At 68.6% G+C, this 16,198-nt stretch carries 21 protein-coding genes; 6 read left to right on the plus strand and 15 right to left on the minus strand.

Annotation, left to right across the window (positions count from 1 at the left end; all coding sequences use genetic code 11):
• Positions 1 to 430: 430 nt before the first annotated feature.
• The 8 genes from ACMGFI_RS01890 to ACMGFI_RS01925 form a co-directional block, all read right to left on the minus strand.
• A complete protein-coding gene (locus tag ACMGFI_RS01890; RefSeq protein ID WP_436906945.1) occupies positions 431 to 703 on the minus strand; it encodes a DUF7314 family protein in 273 nt (90 codons plus the stop codon).
• The gene (locus ACMGFI_RS01895; protein WP_436906946.1) at positions 696 to 1,172 is read right to left on the minus strand and encodes a DUF7315 family membrane protein; all 477 of its coding nucleotides are present in this window, start codon (positions 1,170 to 1,172) and stop codon (positions 696 to 698) included. Before ACMGFI_RS01895 ends, ACMGFI_RS01890 begins: the two co-directional genes overlap by 8 nt.
• Positions 1,173 to 1,934 carry a cytochrome b family protein gene (locus ACMGFI_RS01900; RefSeq protein WP_436906947.1) on the minus strand — a complete coding sequence of 254 codons (762 nt, stop codon included), beginning with the start codon at positions 1,932 to 1,934 and terminating at the stop codon, positions 1,173 to 1,175. It lies immediately after the preceding gene.
• Positions 1,935 to 1,938: 4 nt separating this feature from the next.
• Positions 1,939 to 2,742, minus strand: a complete 804-nt coding sequence (locus tag ACMGFI_RS01905; RefSeq protein WP_436906948.1) for a cytochrome b — start codon at positions 2,740 to 2,742, stop codon at positions 1,939 to 1,941.
• 2 nt (positions 2,743 to 2,744) lie between these two features.
• The gene (locus tag ACMGFI_RS01910; RefSeq protein ID WP_436906949.1) at positions 2,745 to 3,626 is read right to left on the minus strand and encodes a ubiquinol-cytochrome c reductase iron-sulfur subunit; all 882 of its coding nucleotides are present in this window, start codon (positions 3,624 to 3,626) and stop codon (positions 2,745 to 2,747) included.
• A 2-nt stretch (positions 3,627 to 3,628) separates the two neighbouring features.
• Positions 3,629 to 4,018: a DUF7318 family protein gene (locus ACMGFI_RS01915; protein WP_436906951.1), complete on the minus strand. Its 390-nt coding sequence runs from the start codon at positions 4,016 to 4,018 to the stop codon at positions 3,629 to 3,631.
• Positions 4,018 to 4,674 carry a plastocyanin/azurin family copper-binding protein gene (locus ACMGFI_RS01920; protein ID WP_436906952.1) on the minus strand — a complete coding sequence of 219 codons (657 nt, stop codon included), beginning with the start codon at positions 4,672 to 4,674 and terminating at the stop codon, positions 4,018 to 4,020. Before ACMGFI_RS01920 ends, ACMGFI_RS01915 begins: the two co-directional genes overlap by 1 nt.
• Positions 4,675 to 4,915: 241 nt before the next feature.
• Positions 4,916 to 5,824 (minus strand): DUF7319 domain-containing protein, encoded by a 909-nt coding sequence (locus tag ACMGFI_RS01925; protein WP_436906953.1) that lies wholly within the window; start codon positions 5,822 to 5,824, stop codon positions 4,916 to 4,918.
• Between the two features lie 313 nt (positions 5,825 to 6,137).
• On the opposite strand from ACMGFI_RS01925, the gene ACMGFI_RS01930 reads away from it, so the two are divergent.
• The 5 genes from ACMGFI_RS01930 (at position 6,138) to ACMGFI_RS01950 (ending at position 9,800) form a co-directional block, all read left to right on the plus strand.
• Positions 6,138 to 6,563, plus strand: coding sequence for an ArsR/SmtB family transcription factor (locus ACMGFI_RS01930; protein ID WP_436906954.1), 426 nt, complete (start codon positions 6,138 to 6,140; stop codon positions 6,561 to 6,563).
• The gene (gene arsB, locus ACMGFI_RS01935) at positions 6,556 to 7,719 is read left to right on the plus strand and encodes an ACR3 family arsenite efflux transporter (protein WP_436906956.1); all 1,164 of its coding nucleotides are present in this window, start codon (positions 6,556 to 6,558) and stop codon (positions 7,717 to 7,719) included. The genes ACMGFI_RS01930 and arsB overlap by 8 nt, the downstream gene beginning before the upstream one ends.
• Positions 7,720 to 7,729: 10 nt before the next feature.
• Complete coding sequence (locus ACMGFI_RS01940; protein ID WP_436906957.1) at positions 7,730 to 8,194, plus strand: arsenate-mycothiol transferase ArsC; 465 nt, start codon at positions 7,730 to 7,732, stop codon at positions 8,192 to 8,194.
• A gap of 73 nt (positions 8,195 to 8,267) precedes the next feature.
• On the plus strand, positions 8,268 to 8,768 hold the full coding sequence (locus ACMGFI_RS01945; RefSeq protein WP_436906958.1) for a DUF7321 family protein: 501 nt from the start codon (positions 8,268 to 8,270) through the stop codon (positions 8,766 to 8,768).
• Positions 8,769 to 8,825: 57 nt separating this feature from the next.
• Positions 8,826 to 9,800: a D-2-hydroxyacid dehydrogenase gene (locus ACMGFI_RS01950; protein WP_436906959.1), complete on the plus strand. Its 975-nt coding sequence runs from the start codon at positions 8,826 to 8,828 to the stop codon at positions 9,798 to 9,800.
• Positions 9,801 to 9,804: 4 nt separating this feature from the next.
• On the opposite strand, the gene ACMGFI_RS01955 is transcribed toward ACMGFI_RS01950, so the two are convergent.
• The 3 genes from ACMGFI_RS01955 to ACMGFI_RS01965 form a co-directional block, all read right to left on the minus strand.
• The gene (locus tag ACMGFI_RS01955) at positions 9,805 to 10,191 is read right to left on the minus strand and encodes a hypothetical protein (RefSeq protein ID WP_436906960.1); all 387 of its coding nucleotides are present in this window, start codon (positions 10,189 to 10,191) and stop codon (positions 9,805 to 9,807) included.
• Between the two features lie 78 nt (positions 10,192 to 10,269).
• Positions 10,270 to 11,418: an SPFH domain-containing protein gene (locus tag ACMGFI_RS01960; protein WP_436906961.1), complete on the minus strand. Its 1,149-nt coding sequence runs from the start codon at positions 11,416 to 11,418 to the stop codon at positions 10,270 to 10,272.
• 125 nt (positions 11,419 to 11,543) lie between these two features.
• Positions 11,544 to 12,137 (minus strand): DUF6663 family protein, encoded by a 594-nt coding sequence (locus ACMGFI_RS01965; protein ID WP_436906962.1) that lies wholly within the window; start codon positions 12,135 to 12,137, stop codon positions 11,544 to 11,546.
• 151 nt (positions 12,138 to 12,288) lie between these two features.
• On the opposite strand from ACMGFI_RS01965, the gene ACMGFI_RS01970 reads away from it, so the two are divergent.
• Positions 12,289 to 13,557, plus strand: a complete 1,269-nt coding sequence (locus tag ACMGFI_RS01970; RefSeq protein WP_436906963.1) for an outer membrane protein assembly factor BamB family protein — start codon at positions 12,289 to 12,291, stop codon at positions 13,555 to 13,557.
• A 37-nt stretch (positions 13,558 to 13,594) separates the two neighbouring features.
• Here ACMGFI_RS01970 and asd read toward each other — a convergent pair whose 3' ends face one another.
• From asd to ACMGFI_RS01990, 4 genes are all read right to left on the minus strand, one after another.
• Positions 13,595 to 14,632, minus strand: a complete 1,038-nt coding sequence (gene asd, locus ACMGFI_RS01975; protein WP_436906964.1) for an aspartate-semialdehyde dehydrogenase — start codon at positions 14,630 to 14,632, stop codon at positions 13,595 to 13,597.
• Between the two features lie 141 nt (positions 14,633 to 14,773).
• Entirely contained in the window at positions 14,774 to 14,965 is a 192-nt protein-coding gene (locus ACMGFI_RS01980) for a 30S ribosomal protein S17e (RefSeq protein WP_436906965.1), read from the minus strand.
• Between the two features lie 78 nt (positions 14,966 to 15,043).
• A complete protein-coding gene (locus ACMGFI_RS01985; RefSeq protein ID WP_436906966.1) occupies positions 15,044 to 15,760 on the minus strand; it encodes an SOS response-associated peptidase in 717 nt (238 codons plus the stop codon).
• A 48-nt stretch (positions 15,761 to 15,808) separates the two neighbouring features.
• Complete coding sequence (locus tag ACMGFI_RS01990; RefSeq protein ID WP_436906967.1) at positions 15,809 to 16,117, minus strand: hypothetical protein; 309 nt, start codon at positions 16,115 to 16,117, stop codon at positions 15,809 to 15,811.
• Between the last annotated feature and the right edge of the window lie 81 nt (positions 16,118 to 16,198).

The raw sequence follows: 16,198 nt of genomic DNA on the forward strand, positions 1-16,198 counted from the left end.
CGAGAGAGCGAATCGGCTGGGGAGGTATGTGGCCGTCTGCGGTGCTGTGCGGGGCGGTGCTGTCCTGGTGGACTGAAAGGGCGAGGCGCGCTCGCGCCGATAGTCGCCTGAGCGGGCACTATCCGCGCGGGCGGTGCCGAGAGCGCGGATATCCCGCTCAGCGACCGCGAGCACGCCGAGGGCTTTCATCGCCTGCTGTCGAATGCAGTCGAGACAATTCAGAGCGAGCGCGCCGAGGGCTTTCAACGCTCACCGTCGAGCGCGGTCACCCAGATACGAGTTCGTTTCACGACACCACAAACAGAAACCACTGATACACTCGCAATACGAACTGAACGCGAGTCGCAGGTCCGGGAGCCAAGTAGCCTCCGGGTGAAGAACGGACACACCGTCAGCTACCCGCGGAACGAGTCGAAAAGATGCGAGGCGTTCAGTTCGAGCGATCCGCGTAGGCGTCGCGGAGCTCTTCGACGGCGGGGATGACCACCCAGAAGGTCAGCGCGCCGAAGACCGCGAACCACGCCATCACGTCCATGATAGCGACGCCGAGCTGTCCGTAGACGGTGTTGACCCCCTCGACCGGGGCGACGAGCTGGACGCCGCTCCCCTCGAAACTGGGCGTGCGATACCAGCCGGCGAGGGTCAGCCACGCCAGCCCCGCGGCCGAGAAGATCGCCATCCCTTTCGCGAATTCGTCAGCCATTGTCGGATATTTCGTCGGTTTCGTCTTTAGCGTTTCCCATTCCGTCGGCCCTGAATCGCGTCGAGAACGCGTAGGTGGCCCCGCCGACGACGATCAACCCCACGCCCGCCAGCGCGACCAGCGGCTGGACCTCCGACAGCTCCGCCGTCGCCCTGTCGGTCGCGGCGTCGAGCAGCAGGAACCCGACGACGACCGCGGCCACCGCGAACAGCGTCGAGAAGACCGTCACGCGCTTGTACACCGCGTCGGGGACGACCACTTCACGGGCGCGCGCGCCCTCCGGGTCGTCGCCGGCGGCGGACGGCTCGCCCGCCGCCTCCGACTCCCCGGACTCGCCGCTTGTGGACTCGTCAGTGGCAGACGCGGAGTCGGGGATAGAATCGGAATCGGCGTCGACGGCAGAATCGGTGTCGTCCGTCCCGTCGGCGGTCGCGTCGGCCGGGTCGCCGGGGCGGGACGGGTCGGCCATCTACTTCGGCGGCCGCAGGCGGTAGTACCGGCGGTTGAGGTTGAACATGTACCCCTCCCGCATCGTCCGGAGGACGGCGTAACTGAGGAACGCCGCCAGCACCGGGAGCAGGAAGGTCAGGTCGAAGATGAGATGGGAGTCCATCGGGATGAGGTTCTTGACCGACAGCGCGGCGATGGTGAAGGCGAAGACGACGCCGCTGACGCCGACGGCGGCCCAGAACGGTTGCTCGACCGGCCGGCGCGCGCTCCCCTTGTTGAGGAAGGGGACGATGGCGACGAAGCCGACGACGACCAGGTTGGCGATGACGCCGTACGTGCGGTCTGCCATGAGCTTCTGCCCGCCCAGCAGGCTGATGTCGGGGTTGAGCGGGCCGAGCTTCAGCAGGCCGAACGACCAGTAGAGGTACCAGTCGGGCAGGATGACCGCCGGCGTCGACGAGGAGTCGGCCGGCGGGCCGATGTGGGGCGGCAGGGCCGCCGAGAGGAAGATGATCATGCCGACGAAGAAGCTCGTCAGCGCGAGGTTGCGGATCATCTCGTGGGGCCACGTCGGGAACGCGAGCACGTCGCGTTCGACGTAGCTGGACTGCTGTCGCAGGTCCTGGTCCTCGCGCCGGGACCGCTCGAAGTACTCGTAGGTCAGCCGGGCGAGCCCCTGCTTGCGAGCCTTGCGCTCGCTCCAGGTCGGGGTCTCGTCGTCCGGCGGGACGATGCCCGTGCCGTCGGTGCGAACTTCCTCGGATTCGTTGTTCTCGCTCATGGTATCAGTGGGGTTCCGCGATGCCCTGCATCCAGACGATGCCGATGTGGACGGCGATCAGCCCCGTCGTGACGAACGGGAGCACGAACACGTGCAGGATGTACATCCGCTGTACCGTCGACTGGCTGAGGGTGAACCCGCCGAACAACAGCTGGGCCACCCACTCGCCTATCAACGGTATCGACAGGCTCATCTCGACGCCGATCTGCCCGGCCCAGAAGGCCAGCTGGTCCCACGGGAGCAGGTAGCCCGTGTACCCGAAGACCATCGTCAGCGAGATGAGCACGATGCCGATGATCCAGTTGAGCTCCCGGGGCTCCTTGTACGCGCCCGTGAAGTAGACCCGCAGCATGTGCAGGAACACGGCCGCGACCATCACCTGCGCCGACCACCGGTGGAGACTCCGGAGGAAGAAGCCGAAGTTCAGGTCGGTCATGATGAAGGTGATGGAGTTGTACGCCAGGTCCGGCGTCCCGTTGGAGGCGCCGGCGCCGGGCGCGTAGTAGAACCCGAGCAGGGCGCCGGATATCGCGGCGACGATGTACGCGATCGTCGAGAACGACCCCAGCGCGTACAGCGGGTACCAGTACCAGAACTTGTTGTCCAGGTTGTACTGCTCGGTGTGGCTCTTTGGCATCTGGAAGTTGACCTTGTAGTACATGTTCTCGAGGATCTCCAGATAGTCGACGATGCGGAGCCGTCTGTCGAGCCACAGCAGTACGGTCAGATAGATCTCCTCGATGGCCGTCAGGTCGCGACTCTCCATCCACGATTCGTGGTCGTGTTCGTCCTTGCGTTCAATGCTCATTGTTACTCATCCGGCCGCGGGCGGGCCACGAACTGCACCTGCGTCGGGCTGAACGGGTCGTAGACCGACTGGTGACACTGGCAGTACACCTCGTCCGCGGCGTTGAAGTTCGCGCTCCCTTCCAGTTGCTTGTAGCCCGGCACGCAGCAGAAGTGCGTACACTTGTTGATCCAGGCCATGAAGTCCTGCTCGGTCGCGGCGTCGATGAAGCTCTGTATCGAACTGGGGAGGTCGCTGAACTCCCCCTCGCCGTTGGCCATCTGCGAGACCTTCGGTGAGCGCAACACCTGCACCGGGATCGTCTTCGCGTCCTCACCCTGCGAGCGCCACGTGGCGCTGGCGGGCTTGCCGATGCCCTCGTTGCCGATGCCGTTGCCCCACGTCTCGTAGTCCTCGAACATGTCGACGGTGAGAACGGTGTCGCCCTCGACGTCCTGCTGCCAGTCGTAGGCGGGCGGCGGGCTCGCCGACGCGCGGATCATGTTGTCCGCGTCGGTCCCCGGCTGGACGCCCTGGTACTGTTCGAGCCCGCAGTACTGGAACCACTGCGAGGAGTAGGTCGTCCCGCCAAGGTCCATCTCGGCGACGGTCCGCTCGATGCCCTGGACCGTCTCCGTGGTCGCCTCGGGGAACAGGCCCCGCAGTTCGCCCGCGTCGGTCACCTCCAGCGGGACGATGGGCATCCCGCGCGGCGCGGGACCGTCCGTGTTCTCGATCGCGATGTACTGTGTGGGGCCGCCGCCGCCGCCCGACGCGGACGTGACCGTGTTCACGGCGGCCGCGCCGCCCGTGCCCACGCTGGCCAGCGCGGCGCTGCCGACGACGCCCTTCACGAAGCGGCGTCGGCCCGTCTCGCCCGGATACTTGTCTTCGTCCAGTGGCATTGTTATCGTTTGTAGTAGGGGTAGACAGCTCGTTTCACGCTCTCCAGCGGGTCGCCCTCCGCGAAGGAGGTCCCGTCGACGTCCTCCTCGCGGACGTACAGGTCCTCCCACTTGCGGCGCCGTTTCTTGACGATCATCACGTCCGGCAGGAACTCCTTGCGGTAGACCATCAGGATGAACGCCAGGTCAACGAAGATGATGGCGAGGATACCGCCCAGATACATGTTCCCGAGCGGGCTGTACCCCCAGCCGTTCACGAGGCCGAACGTGAACAGACCCACGAACACGACTTCGACGATGGTCAGCAGGACGAGCGCGACCGCCGCGGCCGTGCTCTCCCGGGCCGGTTCGTACCTGTGGATGTCGCCGTACGTGCTCCCTGACGAGGACATCAGTTGTTCCCTCCCTTTGCGTTGGGCGATTCACCGTACTTCAGCAGGAAGAAGGTGAACAAAAGCGAGACGACCATCATCACGATGGTCGAGATGCCGACGTAGTGAGGGTGGAAGGGCACGCCCATGTGCTCGGGGTTGAGCGGCGTCTGCCCGCCGCCGCCGACCTCCTCCGTCTCCACGTCCTCGCCGACGGCGATGGCGCCCTTCATGCCCTGGCTCTCGTGGGGGGCGCAGTTGTACGTGTACATCCCGCCGGTCTCCAGCGTGACCTCGTAGGTCTGACCCGCGGCGATCGTCGCGAACTGGCCGCCTTCCGTGCCGGCGAGGCCCCCGCCCTCGGGCTGGTCGTTGGGCTTGACGTTGTGGCCCGCCTCCACGAACTCGAAGACCACCGTCGTCCCCGAGTCGATCCAGGTGGTCGTCGGGCCGAACGCGAACCCACCGGATCCGACGCCCACCTCGATGGTCACCTCGGACTGCCCGCGCAGGTCCTCGTAGCCGGGGCCGTTCGCGTCACTCACGTAGGAGGGGAAGACCGGGCGTACGCTTCCGCCACCGCCCTCCTGTGCGGCGGCCGTGCCGGCGCCCGCGGCGACCGCGGACGCGCCGCCCGCGGCGCCGCCGGCGGTCCGCAGAAAGTCCCGTCTGTTCATACAAAGGGTGGTCGGTACCGAATTTGTATAAACCCACCGAATACGCACGCAGGCGCGCGATTAGCCCCGCGCCGGCCGGAGATATTCGGGCCGTCGTCGGGCCGACGCGGCCGGTCCGTGCGAACCGCTCTCACTCGGCTCGCGACCGCCCCGGCCCGCGACCCCCGACGCGCTCCACACGGCCGGCGGTCACGCCCCGCCGGCCGACCGCTGGTCCCCCGCCGGCCGACCGCTGGTCCGCTCAGACCTCGTCTGCCCCGCCGTCGTCGCCCTCCGACGGCCGTCCGTCCGCGCTGTCGCCCGGTTCCTCCTCCGAGGGCTCGCCCGGAATCTCCGGCGCGTCCCCGGTGGATTCCTCGTCGGGGAGGAAGTCCGGCCGCTCGCCGGGTTCGAGTTCGACCGCGCGCAGGCGGTTGCGGTACTCCTCGGCGCGGAACTTGTCCGACAGGCGGGCGTTGGCGACGACGCCGAACAGCAACAGCCCGATGGCCAGGAACACGACGCCGCCGAGCAACATCGCGACGACGTTCAGCGAGCGCACCGACCCGCCGCCCGGCGGGGAGACGATCCTAAGGAAGAACACGAACCAGCCGCCGATCAGCACGAGCCCGGCGAGCACCTGGATCCCGGCGACGACCTGCAGGACCGTGTTGCCGAACTCCCCGCTACCCTCCGGGACCTCCTGTGGTTCGGGCAGCAGTTCCTCGGGCGGCGCCTCGGGCACGTCGTACGACTCCATCGACGCGAGCGCGACCGTCGGCTTCACGTCCCGGAGGACGGTGCCGTGGCCCTCGACGGAGCCGTCGGCGTAGACGGTCGCGTACCCCTCGTCGGAGTAGGCCACGATGCGGTCGTCGTGGCGCTCGACGCGGGCGAACACCTCCCGTTCGGCGACCCGTCGCTTGAGGTCGGCCTCCGCGCGGTCGAGCAGTTCCTCGCCCGTGATCCACGACTCCGGGTCGAAGACGGCCTCCCACTCCTCGGCGGACATCGACGCCATCTCGTCCGGGCCGAAGTCGTCGAAGTCGTACTCGGCCTCGACCTGCTCGCGCAGCGCCTCGATGGACTCGGCGTCCTCGCCGGCCCCGGCACCGTCGGCCTCCGACGCCTCCTCGGCCCCGTCGACCCGTTCGTCGGCGGCGTCGCTCATTGTCGGAACTCCGGCCCCGAGGGGTAAAAGCGCCCCGACCCGGCAGCAGGCGACGGCACGCGCTCGGACGCACCCCCGGTGACGAAGGGGCGCACCCGTGTGCGCGAAGACGAACGGGAACCCCGGACCGACGATTCGAACACCACGTCGGTTCGCCCGTCGAATCCCGATCGCGATTCGGTTGAGAACTCACTCAATATCAGAACCCCACAGCTCGGGAGATTAACCCCATATCGAGACTTTAACCGACATAGATCGACCTGACGAAGTTCGACCGGAAATGTTAATTTAATACTCGTTCAACCGAACGGTGATGGCACAAGCGACCGAACGGCTCCGCCGATACCTCGACGACGAGCTCGGCGAGTGTCGGAGCGAAGATGTCGAGCGACGACTCGACGAACTCGGCACGCTCGAGGCGGCGCTCGGGACCGAGCAGGTCGAGGCGGAACTCGACGTGCTCTCGGCGCTCGCGAACGAGACGCGCTACCGGCTCGTCCGCGTGCTCGTCGCCGCGCGCGAGGAGCTGTGCGTCTGCGAACTGCACGCCGTCGTCGACGTGACCGAGAGCGGGCTCAGTCACGCCCTGTCGAAGCTCGTCGACGCGGGGCTCGTCGACGGCCGGAAGGACGGCCGCTGGAAGAAGTACCGGGCGACCAACCGCGCGGTGGCGCTGGTCACGGTCCTGGAGGGGAGCGTCAGCGACGAACTGCCGGACGGGAGCGACAGTCATGAGTAACGCCGAGGCCCACACCCACGGCCCGGACTGCGACTGCGAGTCCTGCGGCGACCCGCGGTCGATGGACTTCCTCGACAAGTACCTCACCGTCTGGATCTTCGGCGCGATGGCCGTCGGCGTCGGGCTGGGCTACGTCGCTCCCTCGGTGACCCGGCCGATCCGGGACCTGCACCTCGTCGAGATCGGGCTCGTCGCGATGATGTACCCGCCGCTGGCGAAGGCGGACTACTCGCGGCTCCCGACGGTGTTCCGCAACTTGCGGGTGCTGAGCCTGAGCCTCGTCCAGAACTGGCTGATCGGCCCGACGCTGATGTTCGGGCTGGCCGTCGTCTTCTTCGGCGGGGTCGTCCCCGGGCTGCCCGCGCGCCCGGAGTTTTTCCTCGGGCTCGTGTTCATCGGGATGGCCCGCTGTATCGCGATGGTGCTCGTCTGGAACGAACTCGCCGAGGGGTCGACCGAGTACGTCACCGGGCTGGTGGCGTTCAACAGCCTCTTCCAGATCGTCACCTACGGGGTGTACGTCTGGTTCTTCGCGCTCTTTCTGCCCCCGATTCTGGGCATGGAGACGCTCGTCGCCGGCATCTCGGCGTTCGACGTGACCCCGACGCAGGTGTTCGAGGCCATCGTCGTCTTCCTCGGGATCCCCTTCGCCGCCGGCTTCCTCACCCGGTACGTCGGCATCCGATGGAAGGACGAGGAGTGGTACGAGGACCGGCTCGTCCCGCTGATCGACCCGCTGACGCTGGTCGCGTTGCTGTTCACCGTCGTCGTGATGTTCGCGACCCAGGGCGAGAACATCGTCGCCGCGCCGGCCGACGTGCTTATCATCGCCGTCCCGCTGACGGTCTACTTCGTCGTGATGTTCCTCGTCAGCTTCGCGATGGGGAAGGGCGTCGGCGCCGACTACTCGACGACGACGGCGATCGGCTTCACCGCCGCGAGCAACAACTTCGAGCTGGCCATCGCGGTCGCCGTCGCCGTCTTCGGCGTCGGCTCCGGCGTCGCCTTCGCGACCGTCGTCGGCCCGCTCATCGAGGTGCCGGTCCTGCTCGCGCTGGTCAACGTCGCGCTGTACTTCCAGCGCAGGCTCGACTGGGGGACCGCCGCGGCGGGGAGCCCCGAACCGACCGACGACCGACCCGCGGCCAACGATTGAGACCCGAACGATGTCAACCGACTCCGACTCCACCGACCCGACCCGTATCGCCTTCGTGTGCGTCCAGAACGCCGGCCGCTCGCAGATGTCGGCCGCCTTCGCCGAGCGCGAGCGCGACCGCCGCGGCCTCGACGACCGCGTCGAGATCCTGACCGGCGGCACCCGCCCCGCCGACCGCGTCCACGGCGAGGTCGTCGACGCGATGGCCGAGGTCGGTTTCGACCTCACAGACCGGACGCCGCGGGAGATCTCGGCCGAGGAGCTGCGCGCCTGTGACTACGTCGCCACCATGGGCTGTTCGACGCTCGACCTCGGCGACGCCGAGGGGAACGTCGACGTGCGCGACTGGGCGCTCGACGACCCCGACGGCCAAGACGGCGAGCGCGTCCGCGAGATCCGCGACGAGATCGAAAAGCGGGTCCGTGCGCTGTTCGACGAGTTCAGCGACGCGGACGACGAGCCGGGCGGGTCGTAGCCGACGGACGAACGCCGAGCCGTCCACGCGGGCTTTCGGCACGTTTTAGCGCGACTGGCCGAAAGCACCGACCATGGTCACGGACAGGGTGGTCGCGACGGTCGTGCTGGTGGCCGTGACGGCGAGTTTCCCCTGTTTCGTCTACGGCGCCTGGTACATCATCGAGACCGAGCCGGTCACCTGGTCGGTGCTGATCCACCACCTGAAGTTCGTGGTGACGGGGCTGGTGCTGACGACCGTGCCGATGCTCGTCTGGATGGCGCCGCGCCTGCTGAGCCAGTTCGGGGGCTTCGCGATGGTCCACGCCTTCCTCGGCGCGCAAGCGTACGCCATGCTCGCCTTCGGCTTCACGGGGATCGTCCGCATCTTCACCGCCAAGCGGCGCCACGACCTGTACAACGACTACGACGAGGACGTGCTGCTCGACGAGATCGGCGGCGACCGGATGGACCACTGGCGGAGCCGCCTCCGGATCGGCGTGTTCGGCTACGTCTTCTTCTGGATCCTCGCCTACGGCGCCGGGTTCGCCCGCTACGTCCTCCGCTACGACGTGCTCGAACTCCTCGGGGTGTGAGACGGCATCCTCCGGCCAGCGGCCGGTTTTTTGCCCGCAGCGGTCGAACGCGCGACTATGACCGACGAGGCGACCGCCGACGCGCCCGACGTGCTGGTGTTGCGACAGAACATCCACGGCATCGCGCCCGAATCGTACGTCGCGGCCCTGCGGGACCGACTCCCCGACCGCGAGGTGGGCTACGCCGCCACTCCCGAAGAGGAGCGGGAACTGCTCCCGGAGGCGCAGGTCCTCGCCGGGTTCGAACTCGACGAGGAGCGCCTCGACCGGGCCGAGAACCTCGAGCTGTTCGCCTGCTCGTACGCCGGCGTCGACCACCTCCCCCTCGACGCCTTCCGGGAGCGCGGCGTCGCCGTCACGAACGCCTCCGGCGTCCACGGCCCCAACATCGGCGAGTACGCCCTCGGCGCGATCCTCTCGTTCACCCGCGACTTCCTCGAGTCCCGGCGCCGCCAGCGCCGCCGCGAGTGGCGCTCCCACCAGGGTCACGAACTCGCCGGCAGCACCGTCGCCGTCGTCGGCATGGGCTCGATCGGCCAGTCGGTCGTCCAGCGCCTCCAGGGGTTCGAGGTCGACACCGTCGGCGTCCGCTACTCCCCGGAGAAGGGCGGGCCGACCGACGAGGTGTACGGCTACGGCGAGATCGCCGAGGCCGTCGCCGACGCCGCCTACGTCGTCCTCGCCTGCCCGCTGACCGACGAGACCGAGGGTCTGGTCGACGAGGAGGTGTTCCTGACGATGCCGCCCGAGGCCGTCCTGGTGAACGTCGCCCGCGGCGGCGTGGTCGACACGGACGCCCTGGTCGACGCGCTCCGGTGGAACTCGATCCGCGGCGCCGCCCTGGACGTGACCGACCCCGAACCGCTCCCGGAGGACCACGAACTGTGGACCTTCGAGAACGTCCTGATCACGCCGCACAACGCCGGTCACACCCCCGAGTACTTCGAACGGCTGGCCGACATCGTCGCCGAGGCCGTCGACACCGCCGAGGAGTCCGGCGAGTGGGACGACCTCCCGAATCAGGTGGTCTGACCGGTCAGTCGCCGCTCGTCGACTCGCGGTAGCCGTCGCGAGCCTCGGCGAACAGGTAGCCGACGGCGACGGTTCCCGCGATCACCGCGAGCAGGCCGTCCGAGGAGACCGGCCCCACCGAGACCGGGTCGGTGAGAGCGACGATCGTACCGAGAACCACGACGGCCGCGACGGCGGCGACGAACCGCCAGCGGGCGGCGACCGGGACGAGGCCGTCCTCGCCGCGCCAGGCGAGATAGAGGTGTGCACCCGCGAGGACGGCGCCGTTGTAGAGGAGGTATCCGACGACCGCGACCGGACTCGTGACGTCGAACGCCTGCGAGACGAGGGCGACGCCGGCGAGCGCGAGGGCGACGACAGTCAGGTGGACCCTGGTGTCCCTGGAGACCATATCCCAGCGTCGCCCGGGCGTCGAATAAACCTTGAGGGAAGCGACGGCGCCGCGGACGGCAGGCCTCGGCGGTCGCGATTACTCGCGGTCCTCGACCGCTTCGGACCTGCTCGCCCGCGCGTCGTCGCCCTCCTTGATCGCCCGCGCCTCCTCCTCCATCGCGTCGATGTCGACCTGCGCCTCCTCGTCGATCTCCCCGATGATCTCGGCGATGTCGTCGAGGCCGAGCAGCTCGCGCGTCTCCGCGTCGAACCCCTGGCTGTCGAGGCTCCCCTGCCCGTCGGCGCCGACCGCGTCGCTCACGTCGCTGCCGGAGAGGTGCTTGCCGTAGCGGCCGACCAGCGAGGTGAGCTCCTGGGGCATGACGAACGTGGTCGACTCGCCCTGGCCGATGTTCTCGAGGGTCTCCATCCCCTTGTCGATGATGGCGCGCTCGCCCATCGACTCGGCGGATTTCGCCCGCAACACGGTCGAGATGGCGTCGCCCTGCGCTTCGAGGATCTGCGACTGCTTCTTCCCCTGGGCGCGGACGATGTCGGACTGTTTGGCCCCCTGTGCCTCCTCGATGGCCGAGCGCCGTTCGCCCTGCGCTTCGAGGATCATGGCGCGGCGCTTGCGCTCCGCGGAGGTCTGTTGCTCCATCGCCTGCTTGACGCCCGCGGCTGGGTTGACCTCGCGGACCTCGACGCTCTCGACGCGGATCCCCCACTCGTCGGTGGGTTCGTCCAGCTCCTCGCGAATGCGCTCGTTTATCATCTCCCGCCGGGAGAGCGTGTCGTCGAGTTCCATGTCGCCCAGCACGGCCCGCAGCGTCGTCTGCGCGAGGTTCGAGACGGCCCGCTTGTACTCCTCGACCTCGAGGAACGCCTTCTTGGCGTCCATGACGCGGACGTAGATGACCGCGTCCGCCGTGACGGGGGAGTTGTCGCGGGTGATCGCCTCCTGCTGGGGCACGTCGATCGTCTGGGTGCGCAGGTCGAAGGGGTACGTGCGGCTGACGAACGGCGGGATCACGTGGATCCCGGGATCAAGCAGCCTGCGGTACTCGCCGAAGACCGTCAGCGCCTCCTTCTCGTAGGCCTCGACGATCTCGACCGCCGAGTAGACGGCGGCGACGGCGAGCAGGAGGAGCAGTCCCCCGATCACCGTCAGCGGCGAGAGTCCGGGCAGCGACTGGAGGGGTGTGGCGGAGCCCGCGAGGGCGGCTCCGGCGGACGGGACACTCATACGTATGCTAGTGCGTTACAGACGGATAAGCTGTCGCACCGACGGACGTTCGGGGTGGGGTGTCGGAACAGCCGCGGCGACGGCGCGAGACCGAACGGGGCGGGGCGGATCCGTCTCCGCGGTACTCAGACCAGCGGCTCCGTCGGGTGGTCGCGCTCGTAGGTCTCCCGCATCGTCTCGGCGAAGCGGCCGCCCTTCGAGAGGGTGATCGTGACGACCGTGAACTCGCCGTCGGCGGGGTCGAGGACGAACACCTCGCGGGGTTCGGGCTCGTCGGGGCCGTCGTTGACCCGGTCGACCAGCGGTTCGATCGGACGGGCGCCGGACCGGAACTCGTCGAAGATGGCGGGCTGGCCCGAGTCGGCGAAGACGTAGCAGACGCCGTTGACCGCGTTGTCGGTGTTGTACGTCTGGGTGGCGTTCATGCCGTCGCCGGCCGCGCGGGTCTCCTCCCAGAGGCTCTCGGCGACCTCGTAGACCGGGTCGGCGTCGGCGACGTAGGTGTACAGCGTGGGCCGGTCCACCGAGAGCGTCCGGACCGCGGGCTCCTCGGACCCCCAGTCGAGGCCGGCCTCGACGAGGTAGCCGGGTCGGAGCTCCTCGACGGGCGCGTCGTGGCCCTCGCGGGCGACGGCGACCGTCTCGTAGGTGTCGCGGTCGAGAAAGCGCCAGGTCTCCTCGTCGCCGCCGGGCAACACGCGATAGGTCCCCTCGTCCATACCCGCGGTAGGGAGTCGGGCGGGATAACCTCCGTCGTTTCCGTTCGGTGGCGTCCCGAAAAGCGGCCGGACGCAGGGCACCCGAGACGACGGTCGGCCGCGAACCGTTCAGTTCGACAAAACTTATGCCGCGGGTGGACCCGATGCCGGTGTGCCCTCCCACTCGCGCAGGCAGTTCCTGGCGACCGCCGGCGCAGTCGCGCTCGCGGGCTGTGCGGTCGCCGACGGGCTCGACCTCGGCGGGACCGACTGGCCGGATACCGCCGAGGGGACGACCGAACCGCTCCCAGACGAGTCGGCGGGGTGGCCCCAGTTCGCCCGCGATACCGAGCGTTCGGGGTTCGCGCCCGAGGTCCGGATCGACGACCCGACCGAGGAGTGGGCCGTCGAGATGAGCGGCGGACTGGCGACGCCGGCGGTCGTCGGCGACCGCGTGTTCGTCTACGGGAGTACCGCCACCGAGTCCGGCGACGGAGACGGGGGATGCGTAGTCGATGCACGCCGAGCGAGCGACGGCCGCCGCGAGTGGCGGCGTCCGCTCCCCGGTTTCGGTGACGCGATCTCCGGCTGTCCGCCGCTCGTCTACCGCGGGTCGGTGTACGTCGGCAACGCCAGTCGGAGCGGTCTCTACGCCCTCGGCGCACGCGACGGGAGCCCTCGATGGGCCCACGAGACCGGAGACTCGATCAACGAGGCCGCGCTCGGCTATCGCGGCAACGTCTACGCGTCGACCGGGAGCGAGTTGCTGGCGTTCGACCAGCGGGGTCGCGAGCAGTGGACCTATCGGCTGGGCGACGACCGCCTCGCCAGCGAACCGCCGGCGGGTGCCGGCGGTCGCGTCCTCTACACCACGTCCATCATCGGGAGCGTCGTCGGGCTCGAACCCGGCGGGACCGGCTCCTCGGACTGGCGGTACGTCCGCGAGGCTTCGTTCGGAACCCCGACCGTCGCCGACGGCATCGCGTACGTGCCAACAGAATTTGAGGACCAGCGTATCCACGCCCTCGACCTCGCCGACGGCACGCATCGCTGGACGCGGTCGATCCCTCTCACGACGGGGGTCGCCACCGACGGCGACCGCCTGTACGGCGCGACCGACGGCGGCGACCTCGTCGCCCTCACCGCGGCTGAGGGGACCGAACGATGGCGGACGACGCTGGTCGAGAGCGAAAACGCGAAACTCGCCACTCGCCCGCTCGTGACCGACCGATCCGTCGTCGTCACGACGGACGCCGCCGACGCGAACGGGTCCGCGACGACCACTGCCGTCGACCGACGGACGGGAGGGGTACGCTGGACCGTCGACCATGCTGTGGACCGGGCGCTCGACGGAGCGGTCGCGGCCGGCGGACGCGTCTACGTCCCGCTGTACGCCAGCGACGGATCGACGTACCGGCTCGTCGCGCTGTCGGACCGGTAGATATCGGAGTCGCGAGATCGCCGACCGCAGAAGGCAGTTACAGGTAGCCGGAGTCGACCAGCAGTTCGCCGTTGAGCACGCTCGCGCCGGCCGCGCCGCGCAGGGTGTTGTGGGCGAGACAGTTGAACTGGAGGCCGTGGGTGGTCTCCTGAACGCCGCCGACGGAGACGGTCATGCCGTCGCCGAGGTTGCGGTCCATGCGGGGCTGGGGGCGGTCGGGCTCGTCGAAGACCTCGATGAGCCGGTCCGGCGAGGACGGCAGGTCCAGCGAAGGGTACGACTCCATCGCGTCCTCGGCCTCCGAGGGCGACAGATCCTCCTCGGTGTCGGCCCAGACGTTCTCCAGGTGGCCGTCGATGGTCGGGATGCGGTTACAGGAGGCGGCCACGTCGGCGTCGTGCCAGTGGACCTCGGCGCCGTCGAACTCGCCCAGAAGCTTGCGGGACTCGGTCTCCATCTTCCGCTCCTCCTTGCCGATGTGGGGGATGGCGTTGTCGATGATCTCCATCGAGGAGACGCCCGAATACCCCGCGCCGGAGACGGCCTGGAGGGTGGCGACCTCGATCCGTTCGAGGCCGGCGGCCTCGTCGAGGGCGGCCAGCGGCGGGACCATCGTGATCGTCGAGCAGTTGGGGTTCTTGATGAGCGCGCCGTCCCAGCCCCGTTCGTCGCGCTGGACCTCGATGAGGTCCATGTGGTCGGCGTTGACCTCCGGGATGACCAGCGGCACGTCGTCGTCGGCCCGGGCGTTCGAGGAGTTCGAGGAGACGACGTAGCCCGCCTCGCAGAAGTCGGGTTCGACGCGCTCGCCGACGCTGGAGGGCAGCGAGGAGAAGATAAGGTCCACGTCGTCCGGAACCGCATCGGGGTCGGTGGCGACGACCTCCGTCTCGGCTACCTCGTCGGGGATCGGCGTGTCGATGCGCCACTTGCTGGCCTCGCGGTAGCTCTTGCCGACGCTCGACTCGCTGGCGGTGAGCGCCTCGATCTCGAAGTCCGGATTCGGGTCGACGAGCTGGATGAGCCGCTGGCCCACGGCGCCGGTCGCGCCGAGGATGCCTACGCTGACAGTCATTGTTCCGGGATAGAGTCACCGCCATTCAAAACTGTTTGGATACGTCTACCACGGTCAGGGTCTATCATCCGCAATTCCGGAGCGGGCGCGGCCGCCGCTCGGGGCGGTCGAAGACAGAACAGAGAGAGAACGGCGCGCCGCCTATGCCTCGACGGTCTGACCCTGCTTGCGGGTGACGTAGCCGGCGATGCGGTTCCGGACGCCCTTCGACTCGACGTTCGTGAGCTCGGCGACGACGTCCTTGTTGTGCTCGAAGTCCTGGCCGAAGGCGTTCGGATACCGCTCCATCAGCAGCGTCGCCGTCTTCTTGACGTAGGCGGGTTTGATAGCCATACCGACCCGTTGACCGGTCGCGCCCTAAAAGGATTCGAATCGGCGGCGCCCGGGAGCCGCGGTCCGCTCCACGTCGGGTCACCCGCCGACTTCGACTTCTTCGAGCACCGCCGGCGTGTCGTTCGCGGGGTCGTTGACCGCCGCCGAGACGGGATAGGTCCGCATCGGTTCGTCGGGATAGGGGTCCAGCAGCGATGCGGCCTCGTCGGGGTCGCCGGTGAGCCACCGTTCTTCCTCCTCGGGGCTAAGGATCACCGCCATCCGGTGGTGCAGGTCCGCGACGGTGTCGTTCGGTTCCGTGGTGAGGACCGCGAACGTCTCGACCGGCTCGGGGTCGCCGTCGGGTTCCGACCCGCCGCCGAAGTCGCCGAGGCCGGTCTGGGTCTGTGGGGGCGTCCACCGCTCGTACAGCCCCGCCATCGCGAACAGTTCGTCGTCGCCGACGGTGACGCGGTAGGGCTGTTTGCCGCTCTCCCCGCCGAGGTCGGTCCACTCGTAGAAGCCGTCGGCGGGGACGAGACAGCGCCGCGACTCGTAGGCGTCGGCGAAGCTGCGCTTCTCTCGCACCGTCTCCGCGCGTGCGTTGATGAACTCGAACGCCGAGCGGTCGTCGGCCCACGCGGGGACCAGCCCCCACTCCATGCGCTGGATGGTCTCGGGCTCGTCGCCGGTGACGACCGGGAGTTGCTGGCTCGGCGCGGCGTTGTAGCGGGGTTCGAACGCGAAGTCGAACGTCGCGTCGAAACGCTCCTCGACGTCGTCGGGCGGGGCGAACAGGCTATAGCGGCCACACATGGGTCCGGCTACGGCCCCCACCGCAATAACGGCACAGTCCGGCGGTCGTCACTCCTCGAAGAGCGCAGCGGCGAGGATGTTGGCGTCGGCGACCACCTTGAACGCCGCGCCGACGACCCCGCCGAAGAAGAACGTGGCACCGACGAGGACGATCCCGAGTCCGATGACCTGGCGCACGATCTGCGCGAGCCCGCCGATGAAGGGCGGGTTCACGAACATCGAGAGACCGATAGGGAGCAACAGCGTCCCGACGAGATAGAGGATGATCAGCCGGCGCATCTCCGGGTGGAGCGCGTAGGCCACCGCGGAGTCGAAGTCGACGGGCGAGCGCGCGAGCGTGTCTTCCGGTTCTGCCATGGCACGGTAGTCGGTCGGAGGCCGGATAGGTGTACGGGGCCGTTCAGACGGTGCGGTCGCGGTGCCGGAGCGGTCGCGGGG

The sequence above is a fragment of the Halosimplex marinum genome (genome assembly GCF_051414075.1).
Taxonomy (GTDB): Archaea; Halobacteriota; Halobacteria; order Halobacteriales; family Haloarculaceae; genus Halosimplex; species Halosimplex marinum.